Source organism: Shimia biformata (assembly GCF_016888515.1).
Classification (GTDB): Bacteria; Pseudomonadota; Alphaproteobacteria; order Rhodobacterales; family Rhodobacteraceae; genus Shimia_A; species Shimia_A biformata.
The window spans coordinates 1,752,141-1,764,627 of record NZ_JAFEJK010000001.1 but is presented as its reverse complement, the minus strand read 5'-3'; the positions used below and the strand labels follow the sequence as shown (position 1 = coordinate 1,764,627).

Here is a 12,487-nt window from a genome sequence, read left to right as displayed (position 1 = left end):
ATGAAATGACCGGCACCGCCCCGGAAATCCGGGTCTGGGTTACGGCAGCCGCGCGGTGACCTCGATCTCGATCTTCATTTCCGATTCCTGCAGCCCGGCCACGATCATGGTCGCCGCCGGTTTCGCCTTGGCAAAGACCTGCGATGTGACCGGCCAGCAGGCGGGCCAGTCGGCCTTGTCGGGCAGGATGTAATTCACCCGAACCACGTGATCGAGTCCCGATCCCGCCTGTTCCAGCGCCTTGCCGATCGTGGCCAGCGCGTTCCGGCACTGATCCTCGACCGCTTCGGGCATCGACATGGTAGCATAATCATAGCCCGTTGTCCCGGCAACGAAGACCCAGCCATCGGCCACAACCGCGCGCGAATAGCCGATGGTTTCTTCGAAGGGGGAACCGGTTGAAATGTGTTTGATATCCATGTCGGTCCATTAGTCCCGAACCGGGATCCGTGCAAGCCTCAGCAGGCGCCCGGCGCGCAACATTGCCGGACGGTTGCGTTGCCGCCGCAGCAATCCTCGACGAGAAAGGCCATCAGCGCCCCGATCCTGGCATAGTCGGCGCGATAGATGATCTGACGCGATTGCCGCTCGGCGGTGATCAAACCGGCCTCGGTCAGGGTTTTCAGGTGAAAGGACGCGCGCGAGGGTGTCGCGCCGATGGCCTCGGCCACGGCCCCGGCGAGCAGCCCCTCCGGTCCGGCCCGCACCAGCGCACGCAACAGATCCAGCCGCGTCTGGCTGGCAAGGGCGGCAAAGGCATCAATGGCCTGTTCTGACTTCATATTTCAAGACCTCTTGAAATTAATCACATGCGTTGTTACCAATATTTCAACGATTCTTGAAATAGTAAAGGCAGCGCCATGACTCTTGAGGAATTTCTGACCCAAATGGACGGGGCCGACGATGCGCTTCCGCTGGTATTCGATAACATGGGGGAACCGATCGGCGGTGGGTATCACCTGACGGAATTCAGGGTGACCGACACCACGGCGATTGATTGCGGTGCAAATGTCTCGACCTGGCGCAGCGCGGTGATGCAGCTTCTGGACGGGCGCGGCGGCGACCACATGACCGTCGGCCGCTTTCGCGCCATCGCCCGGCACAGCCTGACCACGCTGCCGGACCTGGGCAGTCTTGAGATGAAAGTCGAATTCGGCGCCAATAACCGCGCATTGTCGATCTATGAGATCGGTGCGGTCATGCAGGCTCAGGACAGTCTGACCGTGCCTTTGATTTCGCAACGGGCCGTATGTCGCCCGGCGGCAAGAGCAGCCGGGACACTGTCCGACATCGGGAAAACAGCAAAGCGCCGGTGCTGCGCCTAGGGTCAGGCCCTTAGCCTGCCGTGGCCGGTTCCTTTTCGGCATCGGCATGGATCATCAGCGGCGCGGCGTCCTTGGTCACGGCCTCTTCGTTGACCACGACCTTGGTGACGCTGTCCATGCCCGGCAGTTCGAACATGGTGTCCAGAAGGATATCCTCGAGGATCGAGCGCAGCCCGCGTGCGCCGGTCTTGCGTTCGATGGCGCGCTTGGCGATGGCGGTCAGCGCATCGTCGGTGAAGCTGAGTTCGGTATCCTCAAGTTCGAACAGGCGCTGGTATTGCTTGACCAGCGCGTTCTTGGGCTGGGTCAGGATGGTGACCAGCGCATCTTCGTCCAGATCCTCAAGCGTTGCCAGAACCGGCAGACGGCCGACGAATTCCGGGATCAGGCCAAAACGCAGCAGGTCTTCGGGTTCGAGATCCTTGAAAATCTCACCCACGCCCCGTTCGTCATTGTCGCGCACATCGGCGCCAAAGCCCATGGCCGAGCCCTTGCCGCGCTGCGCGATGATCTTGTCGAGACCGGCGAATGCGCCGCCGCAGATGAATAGGATATTGGTGGTGTCGACCTGAAGGAACTCCTGCTGCGGATGTTTGCGACCGCCCTGCGGCGGCACCGATGCCACGGTGCCTTCCATCAGCTTCAACAGCGCCTGCTGCACGCCCTCGCCCGACACGTCGCGGGTGATCGAGGGGTTTTCCGACTTGCGGGTGATCTTGTCGACCTCGTCGATATAGACGATGCCGCGCTGCGCGCGTTCGACATTGTATTCGGACGCCTGCAACAGTTTCAGGATGATATTCTCGACATCCTCGCCCACGTAACCTGCCTCGGTCAGCGTGGTCGCATCCGCCATGGTGAACGGCACATCCAGAATCCGCGCCAGCGTCTGCGCCAGCAATGTCTTGCCGCAACCCGTCGGCCCGATCAGCAGGATGTTGGATTTCGACAGCTCGATATCACCCGCTTTCTGCGAATGGTTGAGCCGTTTGTAGTGGTTGTGGACCGCCACCGACAGCACCCGCTTGGCCAGTGCCTGCCCGATCACGTAATCGTCCAGAACGTTGCAGATTTCCTGCGGGGTCGGCACGCCATCTGCGGATTTCAGGCCGCTGGCCTTGGTTTCCTCGCGGATGATGTCCATGCAAAGCTCGACGCATTCATCGCAGATGAACACGGTCGGACCAGCAATCAGCTTGCGAACCTCGTGCTGGCTCTTGCCGCAGAAGCTGCAGTAAAGGGTGTTCTTGCTGTCACCGCCGGAATTCGTCGCCATGCTTTCCCTTTCAGGCCGATTGGCTTGGGGCGTCGAAACGCGCCCCGGGTTCTTGTCCTGTCATCCCAAGCTTAGGGCAGGCGCAAATCGGGCACAACCCAAACTGCGCCGCCCCGCACGGGTCTGTTACTCTTCGCCATCACCCTTGGCGCGGTTCTCGACGATCTCGTCGATCAGGCCCCAGTCCTTGGCCTCTTCCGGGCTCATGAAGTTGTCGCGCTCAAGGGCGGCTTCGACTTCTTTCAGCTTGCGCCCGGTGTGCTTGACGTAGATCTCGTTCAACCGGCGTTTCAGCTTCAGCGTTTCCTCGGCGTGGATCATGATATCCGTCGCCTGCCCCTGATACCCGCCCGAGGGCTGGTGAACCATCACGCGACTGTTGGGGAGCGAGAAGCGCATGCCCGGCTCACCCGCCGTCAGCAGAAGCGACCCCATCGACGCCGCCTGCCCGATCACAAGGGTCGAGACCTTGGGCTTGATGTATTGCATGGTGTCATAGATCGACAGGCCGGATGTCACCACACCGCCGGGGCTGTTGATATACATCGAAATCTCTTTCGACGGGTTTTCCGCCTCAAGGTGCAGAAGCTGCGCCACGATCAGCGACGACATGCCGTCGTGAACGGGACCATTGAGGAAGATGATGCGCTCTTTCAGCAGGCGCGAGAAGATGTCATAGGCGCGTTCGCCGCGGCTGGTCTGCTCCACGACCATGGGAACCAGCGTGTTCATATATGTCTCAAATGGGTCTTTCATATCCGCCTGCCTGTCTGATCTCACCTCTCACGCGCCGGGCCAATCCCGACCGTTCCAAAGAGTCTTAGAGGCGGCTTTCGGGGGCTGCAAGGGCAGCAGATGAAAATTGAGTGAACGAAATATTAATGCCCCGGCGCATTTGCCCGAAATTTAGCCCCCGACGCGACGAAACCCCGGCCCGGATACAACCAGAGGTTCCCATGCCAGATTGGTTGGTGTATGCGCATTTCACAGGCAGGTTTTCACCGGGATCGGGTCGTGTGCGGCACGAGACAATGAACGGGACTGGCCGGGCCTTTTGACTATGACTACGAAGAAGGGATTTGGTCGATGACCTTTCCTGCGTTCTCGGGCCAGATCCCCGACGACAAGATGGAACGCATGATGGAAAACGCCGCAAATGCGTCGAATTTCCTCAAAGCGATCAGCCACGAAGGGCGCCTGATGATCCTGTGCCACCTTGTGTCCGGCGAGAAATCCGTGACCGAGCTGGAACGGCTTTTGTCGGCACGTCAGGCCGCCGTGTCCCAACAGCTTTCGCGTCTGCGGCTCGAGGGGCTTGTGGTGCCGCGTCGTGACGGCAAGACGATCTATTACAGCCTGGCCGACGACAAACCCCGCCGCATGCTGGAAACGGTTTACGACCTGTTCTGCGACGTCGCCTGACGGCATCACCGGGCCGTTGGCCTGCAGACTATTGATCGCTTTCCGTCAGGCCGGGGATCACTCCTGTATGCTTTCCAGATAGGCCAGCAGCGCCGCCATCGGTCGCGGGGTCGGCGTGAACTGATCGGCTCCGGTCTGAACCGGGACAAGGTCGCCGGTCAGCAGATCGCCGAATTCAGGCATATCGACCCCTGGCACCGGGTCGCGGGAATAGCCGTCGATCTGGCTGAGGACGTCGGACACGGGGAATGTTCCGCCCGCCCGCCGCGAGATCGTGGTCAGGTCGCCCGGCGATTTGGGCAGCACGCCCGCAACCGCTCCGTCGCCTTTGCCCGCCGGCCCGTGGCACAGGGCGCAGTTCTCGGCATAGACCGCAGCCCCGTCTGTGGCATCGGGCATGTCACCGGTTGGGTCGCAGCCCGCCAAAAGGAAAAGGGCGCCAAATCCCGCGATCGCCCCCCTCATTTCTGTTTCCCGGCAATAAAGGCCAGAAGGTCGGCAATGGACCGGCTGGTCATGATCGGCTGGCCGGTCTCGGACTTGACCAATGTGTCATCGCCTTCGAAGAAGTGGCCATAGACAGGCATCGGGCTGCCATGAGCAACCAGCGGATCGCGCCCGTCGATGCGTTTGACCACCCGCACAACTGGGAAAGTGCCGCCATTGGTGGCGGCCAGTGTCGTCAGGTTCGTCGGCTTCATGTTCATCGCGCCCGCCATCGGCCCATTGCCATCAAGCTCTAGCCCGTGGCAGGTGGCGCAGTTTTCAAGATAAAGCACCTTACCCTCGCCGGGGTCCTGCGCATGGAGCGCGGAGGCGAGGAAGATACCCGCAACGCTCAAGATCATCGTTTTCATCGCCATCTCCTTCTGCCCCCGGTTTCCGGGCGAGTCAGTTCGCCTGAATGGTCTCAAGATAATGCACAACCGCGTCGATCTGCGAAGCCCCTGTCAAGCGCGGCAGGGTTTCGCCGAACTCAGGCATTGCGCCGCTGAAGTGGTCGGCGCGGCCCGGTCCCTCGATCACGGCGCGCACCCTATCCTCGGGGAAAGAGCCACCATTGTTACGCGCAAGCACCGTCAGGTCGGGCGGCAGGGTCAGCAGTTGCGCGGCAAAGTCACCGTCGCCATGTCCCCCCGGCCCGTGGCAGACGGCGCAATTCTGGTCATAGACCGTGCGCCCCGCCCCCGGCACCGCCGCGCAGCCTGTTACCACCGCAAGCGCCATCGCGCCCGTCACCCCGATCCATGATTTCACGGCCTGTCCCCATTTGTCTTGTCGCCCCACCCGCCCACTGTCGCCTGCAACGCGGGTGGTGGTCCTTGATCCCGATCATAAAGCGTTTCAAATCAGACGAAAAACCCGAGTTTAGCCCGAACCGCGGATGACAATCGCAAAAACAGCCGTCATTCTCGCCCCAACAAGGGAAACGCGACATGCTGGACACACAATCACGGGCCGAGACCTTTCTGGCCGAGAACTTTGCGCCCTGGATTCAGGCGTTGGACCTGTCGATCCCGGCGATCTCGGCGCAGGGCGTGACCATGACCATGCCGATCACCCCCGATCTTGCGCGGGTTGGCGGCATCGTCTGCGGGCAGGCCCTGTCGGCGCTGGCCGATACCGCCATGGTCTTTGCCGCGCTTGCCCAGATGGACAGCCCCCGGCCGATCGCCACAACCAATCTCGACACTCAGTTCCTGCGCCCCGGCATTGGCGAGATGATCCGCTGCGAGGCGCATGTCGTGCGCGCGGGCAAGGCATTGATTTTTGCCCATGCCGAGATGATTGCCGAACCGTCCGGCAAACCCGTCGCCACCGCCACCGCAACCTTTTTCGATCCCCAGTAGCCCGAGGTCCCCATGCCCCCCGTGACCATCTATGCCACCACCATGCTTGCCGCCGGCATCGGCATCCCGGTCCTTGCCGCGCTGAACGCCGCGCTGGGACAGCGGCTGGGCGCGCCTGTCGCCGCCAGCACGATCCTGTTCTGCGTCGCGCTTCTGGTGACGCTGGCGACGCTGGTAATCACCGGAGGCATTCCGGCGCTGGCCAAGGCGGTCGATGCGCCGAAACACCTGTTTCTGGCGGGTTGCCTTGTGGCTTTCTACGTGTTGTCGATCACTTTCGTCGCGCCGCATTTCGGCGTCGGCAACGCGGTGTTCTTCGTGCTTCTGGGTCAGTTGATCTCGGCCGCCGCGATTGACCATTTCGGGCTGTTCGGGGCGCAGATATCTCCGCTCTCGCTGACCCGCGCGGGTGGGATCGGGTTGATGGCGGCGGGCGTCTGGCTGACCCAGCAGGCGTGAGGTCAGGCCAAAAGACCGTTTTCCAGCCGCACCACCCGGTCCATCCGCGCCGCCAGCTCCATGTTGTGGGTGGCGATCAGGGCCGCCAGCCCCTCGCCCCGGACCAGCCGCATCAGCGCCTCGAACACCTGATCCGAGGTGCCGGGATCAAGGTTGCCGGTGGGTTCATCCGCCAGCAACAGGCGCGGACGGTTGGCCAGCGCGCGGCAGAAGGCGACGCGCTGCTGTTCCCCGCCGGACAGCGCGGCGGGGCGGTGGCTGGCGCGGTCCGCGACGCCGACCTCGGCCAGCAGGGACTGCGCCCGTGCCGCGGCATCCGCCCTGGCGACACCATCGGCAAGCTGCGGCAGGATGATGTTTTCCGCCGCCGAGAACTCGGGCAAGAGGTGATGAAACTGATAGACAAATCCGATGTCACGGCGGCGCGCGATGGTGCGGCGGCGGTCGCTGAGGCCGGTCATCACGGTGCCGCCGATCTCAACCGACCCGGCATCGGGCGTGTCGAGCAGCCCGGCAAGGTGCAGCAAGGTTGATTTCCCCGCGCCGGATGGCGCAACCAGCGCCACGCTTTCCCCGGCATGCACCGTCAGGGACGCTCCGCGCAAAACCTGAACTTCGCCCGGCAAGCCCTTGTTATAGATACGTTCCAGCCCCTCAAGGCGCAGCATCACGTCACTCATATCGCAGCGCCTCGACCGGGTTCAGCCGCGCCGCGCGGCGGGCGGGAAAGATGGTGACGACGAAGGACAGGAACAGGGACAGGCTTACCGCGCTCATCACGTCCTCCATCCGCAATTGTGCTGGCAGGTGATAGATGCCGCGCACCGCCGGATCCCAGACCCCGCCGCCCATGGCATAGTTCACAAACGAGAAAATCGGGTCGATATAGATTGCGAACAGGCACCCCAGAACGACGCCCATGGCCGTGCCGATGACTCCCGTGAACGCGCCGCAGATGAAGAAGACCCGCAGGATCGATCCCTCGGTCAGCCCCATCGTGCGCAGGATGCCGATGTCGCGCCCCTTGTTCTTGACCAGCATGATCAGCCCGGAAACGATGTTCATTGCCGCGATCAGGACAAGGATCGACAGGATGATGAACATCACGTTGTCCTCAACCTCAAGCGCGCGCAGGAACCCGCCCGAGGCATCGCGCCACGTCCAGATCAGCGTGCGTTCGCCCCCCGCCCGCATCAGGTCGAGCGCCATGGAGTCAATCGCCTCGGGCTCGGCCACCATGACCTCGATTTCGTCGGCCACGCCTTCCTTGTTGAAGAAGCTCTGCGCCTCGGCAAAGGGCAGATAGACCCGCGTGCGGTCGATGTCATAGCGCCCGGCCGAGAAGATATAGACCACCTCGTAGCCATTCACGCGCGGGGAGGAACCAAAGGCCGTGCGCACCCCGTTGGGCGAGATCAGCTTGATCCGGTCGCCGACCAGCACCCCCAGTTCCCGCGCCACACCCGAACCCAGCGCAATCCCTTCGTCAAAGCGTGACAGGTCGCCCTGGGCGGTCTCGGGGTTGACGATGCGGGGCAGGTTCTGCAAATCCGCCGCGTCGATCCCGAAAACCTCGACACCCGCGTTGCGGTCGGCGTGGTTGGCCATCACCTGGCCCTTGATCAACGGCGCGGCGCTGGTCACGCCCGGCACGGCCCGCATCCGCTCGGCCATGGCGTCGAAATCGTGGATCGTGCGGTCAAGGGTGCCGGCCTCGTTCACGGTGGCGGATTGATAGATGGTGACATGGGCATTGGCGCCAAGGATGGTGTCCACGAACTCGGCCCGAAAGCCCGAGCGCACCGCCAGCGTCGCAATCAGCGCGAACACCGCCAGCGTGATCCCGATCAGGCTGATCCAGGTCATCACGCTGACGCCGCCCTCGGCGCGGCGCGCCCGCAGGTATCGCCACGCGATCATCCATTCAAACGCCGCAAAAGGAGGTGGAGAAGCTGCCATGACTGCCTGACTCTTGTTTGCCCGCACCCTATGGAGGGCGGGTTTCGGGGTCAAGCTGGCCGACATTGCGGACCACCCGCCATTCGGCGCCGATCCGCCATTCCACACATGCGCAGGGCGCGCAGGGTTTCCCCTTGCGCGCCCCGTTCAAAGTTCCGTCAGATGTCCCGCCAGAAGCATCCGGGCTCATAGCCCGGCATAGATCCCGGCGATTTTGGCGACGGCCTGTTCGGGGGGCATTTCCTCGCTTTCACCGCTGCGGCGGCAGGTCACTTCGACCACCCCGTTCTTCAACCCGCGCGGGCCGACGGTGATGCGCCATGGCAGGCCGATCAGGTCCATGGAGGCAAACTTGCCCCCAGCCCGTTCGTTGCGGTCGTCATAAAGCGGCTCCAGCCCCAATGCGGTCAGCGATTTATAGAGCGCCTCACAGGCCGCATCAGCCTCGTCGTCGCCCTGCTTGAGGTTGACGATCCCGCAATGGAACGGGGTCACGCCCTCGGGCCAGATGATGCCCTTGTCGTCGTGGCTGGCTTCGATGATCGCCCCCAACAGTCGCGACACACCGATCCCGTGCGACCCCATGTGGACCGGGACGCTGGACCCGTCCGGCGTCTGCACGGTGGCGTTCAGCGCCTCGGAATACTGGGTGCCGAAATAGAAGATCTGGCCAACCTCGATCCCGCGCGCCACGCGGCGGCGGTCTTCGGGCACCTCGTTGAACACAGCCTCGTCATGGGTTTCATCGGTGCGGGCATAGCGGCTGGTGAACTCTTCCAGGATCGCCTGACACTGGTCGACATTGTCATAGTCGATCTCGCGGTCACCGAATTTCAGGTCGGTGATCTCGGCATCATAGAACACCTCGGATTCGCCGGTTTCCGCCAGCACGAGGAATTCATGGGTGTAATCCCCGCCAATCGGCCCGGAATCGGCGCGCATCGGGATCGCCTGAAGCCCCATGCGCTCATAGGTGCGCAGGTAACTCACCAGATGGCGGTTATAGGCGTGCAGCGCGTCTTCCTTGGTCAGGTCGAAGTTATAGCCGTCCTTCATCAGGAACTCGCGCCCCCGCATCACGCCGAAACGCGGGCGGATCTCATCGCGGAATTTCCACTGGATCTGGTAGAGCGTCAGCGGCAGGTCCTTGTAGCTTTTGACATGGGACCGGAAGACATCGGTGAACATCTCTTCTGCGGTGGGCGAATACAGCATGTCGCGGCCATGCCGGTCCTGCATGCGCAGCATTTCCTCGCCATAGCCGTCATAGCGGCCCGACTCGCGCCAGAGGTCCGCCGATTGCAGCGTCGGCATCAGCATCGGGATATGGCCTGCACGCACCTGTTCCTCATGCACGATGTTTTCCAGCTTGCGCAGCACCTTGAAGCCCAGCGGCAGCCAGGAATAGATCCCGGCCGAGGCTTGCTTGATCATGCCGGCACGCAGCATCAGGCGATGGCTGACGATCTGGGCTTCGGCGGGGTTCTCTTTCAGAACCGGCAGGAAATAGCGGGACAGGCGCATGGGCACTCCGGGCAGTTGGTCAGTGGCGTGATGTCAATTTCTCTGCCGGGGTTTAGGCGCTTGTTTCCTTTGGCACAAGGGGCGGCGTGGATTTCCGGGCTGCGCGGGCGCGGCGCGACAGGGGGGCGGACCGGCTGCAGGATCACGGCCGTTCACGGATGCGCGACCGCAGTCATCCAACCGCATGCCGCCCCCGTAATCCCGGTCACATGCACACAGCATGACAACTTGTCCAAAGGAGTGACCCCTTATGAAACGCACCACCGCCCTAGCCGCCGCTTTTGCCGCAACATTCGCCACCACCGCCGCCGCGTCGAACACCATCGTCGATATCGCTGCGGGCGACGACCGTTTTGAAACCCTTGTCGCCGCCGTCACCGCCGCCGGGCTGGTCGAAACCCTGCAAGGCGACGGCCCCTTCACCGTTTTCGCCCCGGTGGATGCCGCCTTCGAAGCCCTCCCGGAAGGCACCGTCGAAACTCTGCTGAAACCCGAGATGAAGGGCGATCTGACCAATGTGCTGCTGTATCATGTGGTGCCGGGCAAGGTGATGTCGGGCGACATCGCGGCCGGAACCGCCGGGGTCGGCACCGCGCTGGAAGGCGCCAAGATCTGCGTCACCAAATCTGATGGCGTGATGCTGAATGACGGGTCCGGCGCCGAGGCAATGGTCGTTATTGCCGATATCGAAGCCTCGAACGGCGTCATCCACGTCATCGACAAGGTCGTTCTGCCGGGCAACAACCCCGAGTGCATGTAACGTCCCCTCGGTCCTCGACCGATCCGGGCCGGGCTTTTGCCCGGCCCTTTTTGTTGGCTTGTGCCGCCATTGCCGGGAATGGGACTTGCATGCGTGCCGCCTATGGGCGATCTCTTTGGGAACGGATGAGGGAAAAAATGGCACTTCCGGTACGGGATCAGGTCAAATACTGGGGCATCGCGCTGGCGCTGTTCGTGCTGGTGCTTTGGTACCTGGGCGACGTGCTTCTGCCTTTCGTGCTGGGCGGGGCGGTGGCCTATTTTCTCGACCCGGTCGCGGACCGGCTGGAACGGATGGGGCTGTCGCGGGTTGCCGCGACCACGGTAATCTCGTTGGTCGTGGTGCTGGCGGTGTTCATCCTGCTGATCGAGGTCATACCAGCCGTGATCCAGCAGCTGGTCAACCTGATCGACACGCTGCCCGAGCTTTATCGACAGCTTCGCAGCTTCCTTGCCACGCATATCCCGTCGCTGTTTGACACCCAGTCGACCACCCACCAGGCGCTGCAATCCTTTGGCGAGACGCTGCGCGACAAGGCCGCCGTACTGGCGCAGGGCGTGTTTTCGTCCGCCATGTCGCTTATCAACGTGGTGATCCTGTTGGTGATCGTGCCGGTGGTCGCCTTCTACCTGCTTCTGGACTGGGACCGTATGGTGGCCGAGGTCGACTCGCTCCTGCCGCGCGACCATGTGCAGACCATCCGCCGCCTTGCCAAGGAAATCGACAACACCCTGTCCGCCTTCGTGCGCGGCATGGGCACGGTCTGTCTTGTGCTGGGCACCTACTATGCCGTGGCGCTGATGCTGGTTGGGCTGCAATTCGGGCTGGTGGTCGGGATGATCGCCGGGGCCGTGACCTTCATTCCATATGTCGGCGCCATCCTTGGCGGCGCGCTGGCGATCGGGCTGGGCGCGTTCCAGTTCTGGGGCGACTGGGTGTCGCTTGGGCTGGTTGCAGGCATCTTCGTGGTCGGGCAGGTGATCGAGGGCAATGTCCTCACTCCGAAACTGGTCGGCAGCTCGGTTGGCCTGCACCCGGTCTGGCTGATCCTGGCGCTGTCGGTCTTTGGCGCGCTGTTTGGCTTTGTCGGCATGCTGATCGCCGTCCCTGTCGCGGCCGCCATCGGTGTCCTGACCCGTTTCATGGTGTCGCAATATCGCGGATCGCGCCTATATCTCGGGCTGAGTACCGCCGAAAGTGAAGCTGACGACTGATCATGGCTGAACAGATAACAATGCCCCTGCCCGTCCGCGAGGCACTGGGGCGGGACGATTTCTTTGTCAGCCCAAGCAACGCCGTGGCGCTTGGCCTGGTCGAGACCTGGCCGAACTGGTCCGGCGGCAAGCTGTTGCTCTGCGGACCCGAGGGCGCGGGCAAGACCCATCTGGCCCATGTCTGGGCCGCCACCAGCGGGGCGCGGATCGTGGCGGCGGACACGCTGTCCGGGGCGGATATCCCCGCACTGGCAACCGGGCCGGTTGCGGTTGAGGACGTGAACGCCATTGCCGCCGACCCCGACGCGCAGAACGCGCTGTTTCACCTGCACAACCTCGTGCTGGCCAATGGCCACAGCCTGCTGCTGACCGGCACCGGCGATCCGAAATACTGGGGGCTGACCCTGCCCGACCTTGCCAGCCGGATGATGGGAACCACCGTGGCGGCGCTGGAATATCCCGACGACACGCTGCTGAAGGCGGTCATGATGAAGCTGTTTGCCGACCGCCAGATCATGCCGCCCCCGGATATGCTGGATTATCTCCTGAAACACATGGACCGGACATTTTCGGCGGCGCAGGACATGGTCGCGCGTCTGGACGACCTGTCATTGGCCGAGAAACGCCCGGTGAATCGCGCCCTTGCGCGGCGGGTGATCACGGGCAGCTAACCGCCGACCATGTCTGGACTTTTCCCC

17 protein-coding genes are annotated in these 12,487 nt (G+C 62.9%); 7 read left to right on the top strand and 10 right to left on the bottom strand.

The window, feature by feature from the left end:
* Window positions 1-39: 39 nt before the first annotated feature.
* Both JQ863_RS08530 and JQ863_RS08525 read right to left on the bottom strand, forming a co-directional pair.
* Window positions 40-420, bottom strand: coding sequence for a RidA family protein (locus tag JQ863_RS08530; RefSeq protein ID WP_204113866.1), 381 nt, complete (start codon window positions 418-420; stop codon window positions 40-42).
* 38 nt (window positions 421-458) lie between these two features.
* Window positions 459-782: an ArsR/SmtB family transcription factor gene (locus JQ863_RS08525; protein ID WP_204113865.1), complete on the bottom strand. Its 324-nt coding sequence runs from the start codon at window positions 780-782 to the stop codon at window positions 459-461.
* Window positions 783-860: 78 nt separating this feature from the next.
* On the opposite strand from JQ863_RS08525, the gene JQ863_RS08520 reads away from it, so the two are divergent.
* Window positions 861-1,325: a DUF6428 family protein gene (locus JQ863_RS08520; protein ID WP_204113864.1), complete on the top strand. Its 465-nt coding sequence runs from the start codon at window positions 861-863 to the stop codon at window positions 1,323-1,325.
* Window positions 1,326-1,335: 10 nt separating this feature from the next.
* Here the strand turns inward: JQ863_RS08520 and clpX are convergent, their stop codons facing one another.
* Together clpX and JQ863_RS08510 are read right to left on the bottom strand one after the other, a co-directional pair.
* Window positions 1,336-2,601 (bottom strand): ATP-dependent Clp protease ATP-binding subunit ClpX, encoded by a 1,266-nt coding sequence (gene clpX / locus JQ863_RS08515; RefSeq protein WP_204113863.1) that lies wholly within the window; start codon window positions 2,599-2,601, stop codon window positions 1,336-1,338.
* A gap of 126 nt (window positions 2,602-2,727) precedes the next feature.
* Window positions 2,728-3,357: an ATP-dependent Clp protease proteolytic subunit gene (locus JQ863_RS08510; protein ID WP_204113862.1), complete on the bottom strand. Its 630-nt coding sequence runs from the start codon at window positions 3,355-3,357 to the stop codon at window positions 2,728-2,730.
* 330 nt (window positions 3,358-3,687) lie between these two features.
* Here JQ863_RS08510 and JQ863_RS08505 point away from each other — a divergent pair, with 330 nt between their 5' ends.
* The gene (locus JQ863_RS08505; RefSeq protein WP_204113861.1) at window positions 3,688-4,023 is read left to right on the top strand and encodes an ArsR/SmtB family transcription factor; all 336 of its coding nucleotides are present in this window, start codon (window positions 3,688-3,690) and stop codon (window positions 4,021-4,023) included.
* Window positions 4,024-4,080: 57 nt separating this feature from the next.
* Here the strand turns inward: JQ863_RS08505 and JQ863_RS08500 are convergent, their stop codons facing one another.
* From JQ863_RS08500 to JQ863_RS08490, 3 genes are all read right to left on the bottom strand, one after another.
* On the bottom strand, window positions 4,081-4,422 hold the full coding sequence (locus JQ863_RS08500) for a c-type cytochrome (protein ID WP_239113240.1): 342 nt from the start codon (window positions 4,420-4,422) through the stop codon (window positions 4,081-4,083).
* A 62-nt stretch (window positions 4,423-4,484) separates the two neighbouring features.
* Window positions 4,485-4,880, bottom strand: a complete 396-nt coding sequence (locus JQ863_RS08495) for a c-type cytochrome (protein WP_204113859.1) — start codon at window positions 4,878-4,880, stop codon at window positions 4,485-4,487.
* Between the two features lie 34 nt (window positions 4,881-4,914).
* Window positions 4,915-5,280: a c-type cytochrome gene (locus tag JQ863_RS08490; protein WP_204113858.1), complete on the bottom strand. Its 366-nt coding sequence runs from the start codon at window positions 5,278-5,280 to the stop codon at window positions 4,915-4,917.
* A gap of 179 nt (window positions 5,281-5,459) precedes the next feature.
* On the opposite strand from JQ863_RS08490, the gene JQ863_RS08485 reads away from it, so the two are divergent.
* Both JQ863_RS08485 and JQ863_RS08480 read left to right on the top strand, forming a co-directional pair.
* The gene (locus tag JQ863_RS08485) at window positions 5,460-5,873 is read left to right on the top strand and encodes a PaaI family thioesterase (protein ID WP_204113857.1); all 414 of its coding nucleotides are present in this window, start codon (window positions 5,460-5,462) and stop codon (window positions 5,871-5,873) included.
* Window positions 5,874-5,885: 12 nt separating this feature from the next.
* Entirely contained in the window at window positions 5,886-6,332 is a 447-nt protein-coding gene (locus tag JQ863_RS08480; RefSeq protein ID WP_239113239.1) for a DMT family transporter, read from the top strand.
* A gap of 2 nt (window positions 6,333-6,334) precedes the next feature.
* Here the strand turns inward: JQ863_RS08480 and JQ863_RS08475 are convergent, their stop codons facing one another.
* The 3 genes from JQ863_RS08475 to proS all read right to left on the bottom strand — a co-directional run bounded on the left by JQ863_RS08475 (window position 6,335) and on the right by proS (window position 9,815).
* Window positions 6,335-7,012 (bottom strand): ABC transporter ATP-binding protein, encoded by a 678-nt coding sequence (locus JQ863_RS08475; RefSeq protein ID WP_204113856.1) that lies wholly within the window; start codon window positions 7,010-7,012, stop codon window positions 6,335-6,337.
* Window positions 7,005-8,291, bottom strand: coding sequence for a lipoprotein-releasing ABC transporter permease subunit (locus JQ863_RS08470; RefSeq protein ID WP_204113855.1), 1,287 nt, complete (start codon window positions 8,289-8,291; stop codon window positions 7,005-7,007). Before JQ863_RS08470 ends, JQ863_RS08475 begins: the two co-directional genes overlap by 8 nt.
* Before the next feature lie 186 nt (window positions 8,292-8,477).
* Complete coding sequence (gene proS / locus JQ863_RS08465) at window positions 8,478-9,815, bottom strand: proline--tRNA ligase (RefSeq protein WP_204113854.1); 1,338 nt, start codon at window positions 9,813-9,815, stop codon at window positions 8,478-8,480.
* A 250-nt stretch (window positions 9,816-10,065) separates the two neighbouring features.
* Here proS and JQ863_RS08460 point away from each other — a divergent pair, with 250 nt between their 5' ends.
* The 3 genes from JQ863_RS08460 (at window position 10,066) to JQ863_RS08450 (ending at window position 12,460) form a co-directional block, all read left to right on the top strand.
* The gene (locus JQ863_RS08460; RefSeq protein ID WP_204113853.1) at window positions 10,066-10,575 is read left to right on the top strand and encodes a fasciclin domain-containing protein; all 510 of its coding nucleotides are present in this window, start codon (window positions 10,066-10,068) and stop codon (window positions 10,573-10,575) included.
* Between the two features lie 137 nt (window positions 10,576-10,712).
* Entirely contained in the window at window positions 10,713-11,789 is a 1,077-nt protein-coding gene (locus tag JQ863_RS08455; protein ID WP_204113852.1) for an AI-2E family transporter, read from the top strand.
* 2 nt (window positions 11,790-11,791) lie between these two features.
* Window positions 11,792-12,460 carry a P-loop NTPase family protein gene (locus tag JQ863_RS08450; protein ID WP_204113851.1) on the top strand — a complete coding sequence of 223 codons (669 nt, stop codon included), beginning with the start codon at window positions 11,792-11,794 and terminating at the stop codon, window positions 12,458-12,460.
* Window positions 12,461-12,487: the final 27 nt, after the last annotated feature.

Bases quoted from the DNA above. Each gene is read 5' to 3' on its own strand.
- JQ863_RS08460 (WP_204113853.1), top strand. From the start codon at position 10,066: ATGAAACGCACCACCGCCCTAGCCGCCGCTTTTGCCGCAACATTCGCC.
- JQ863_RS08510 (WP_204113862.1), bottom strand. From the start codon at position 3,357: ATGAAAGACCCATTTGAGACATATATGAACACGCTGGTTCCCATGGTC.
- JQ863_RS08480 (WP_239113239.1), top strand. From the start codon at position 5,886: ATGCCCCCCGTGACCATCTATGCCACCACCATGCTTGCCGCCGGCATC.
- JQ863_RS08520 (WP_204113864.1), top strand. From the start codon at position 861: ATGACTCTTGAGGAATTTCTGACCCAAATGGACGGGGCCGACGATGCG.
- JQ863_RS08505 (WP_204113861.1), top strand. From the start codon at position 3,688: ATGACCTTTCCTGCGTTCTCGGGCCAGATCCCCGACGACAAGATGGAA.
- JQ863_RS08500 (WP_239113240.1), bottom strand. From the start codon at position 4,422: ATGCCCGATGCCACAGACGGGGCTGCGGTCTATGCCGAGAACTGCGCC.
- JQ863_RS08470 (WP_204113855.1), bottom strand. From the start codon at position 8,291: ATGGCAGCTTCTCCACCTCCTTTTGCGGCGTTTGAATGGATGATCGCG.
- JQ863_RS08525 (WP_204113865.1), bottom strand. From the start codon at position 782: ATGAAGTCAGAACAGGCCATTGATGCCTTTGCCGCCCTTGCCAGCCAG.
- JQ863_RS08485 (WP_204113857.1), top strand. From the start codon at position 5,460: ATGCTGGACACACAATCACGGGCCGAGACCTTTCTGGCCGAGAACTTT.
- JQ863_RS08530 (WP_204113866.1), bottom strand. From the start codon at position 420: ATGGATATCAAACACATTTCAACCGGTTCCCCCTTCGAAGAAACCATC.
- JQ863_RS08450 (WP_204113851.1), top strand. From the start codon at position 11,792: ATGGCTGAACAGATAACAATGCCCCTGCCCGTCCGCGAGGCACTGGGG.
- clpX (WP_204113863.1), bottom strand. From the start codon at position 2,601: ATGGCGACGAATTCCGGCGGTGACAGCAAGAACACCCTTTACTGCAGC.
- proS (WP_204113854.1), bottom strand. From the start codon at position 9,815: ATGCGCCTGTCCCGCTATTTCCTGCCGGTTCTGAAAGAGAACCCCGCC.
- JQ863_RS08455 (WP_204113852.1), top strand. From the start codon at position 10,713: ATGGCACTTCCGGTACGGGATCAGGTCAAATACTGGGGCATCGCGCTG.
- JQ863_RS08475 (WP_204113856.1), bottom strand. From the start codon at position 7,012: ATGAGTGACGTGATGCTGCGCCTTGAGGGGCTGGAACGTATCTATAAC.
- JQ863_RS08495 (WP_204113859.1), bottom strand. From the start codon at position 4,880: ATGAAAACGATGATCTTGAGCGTTGCGGGTATCTTCCTCGCCTCCGCG.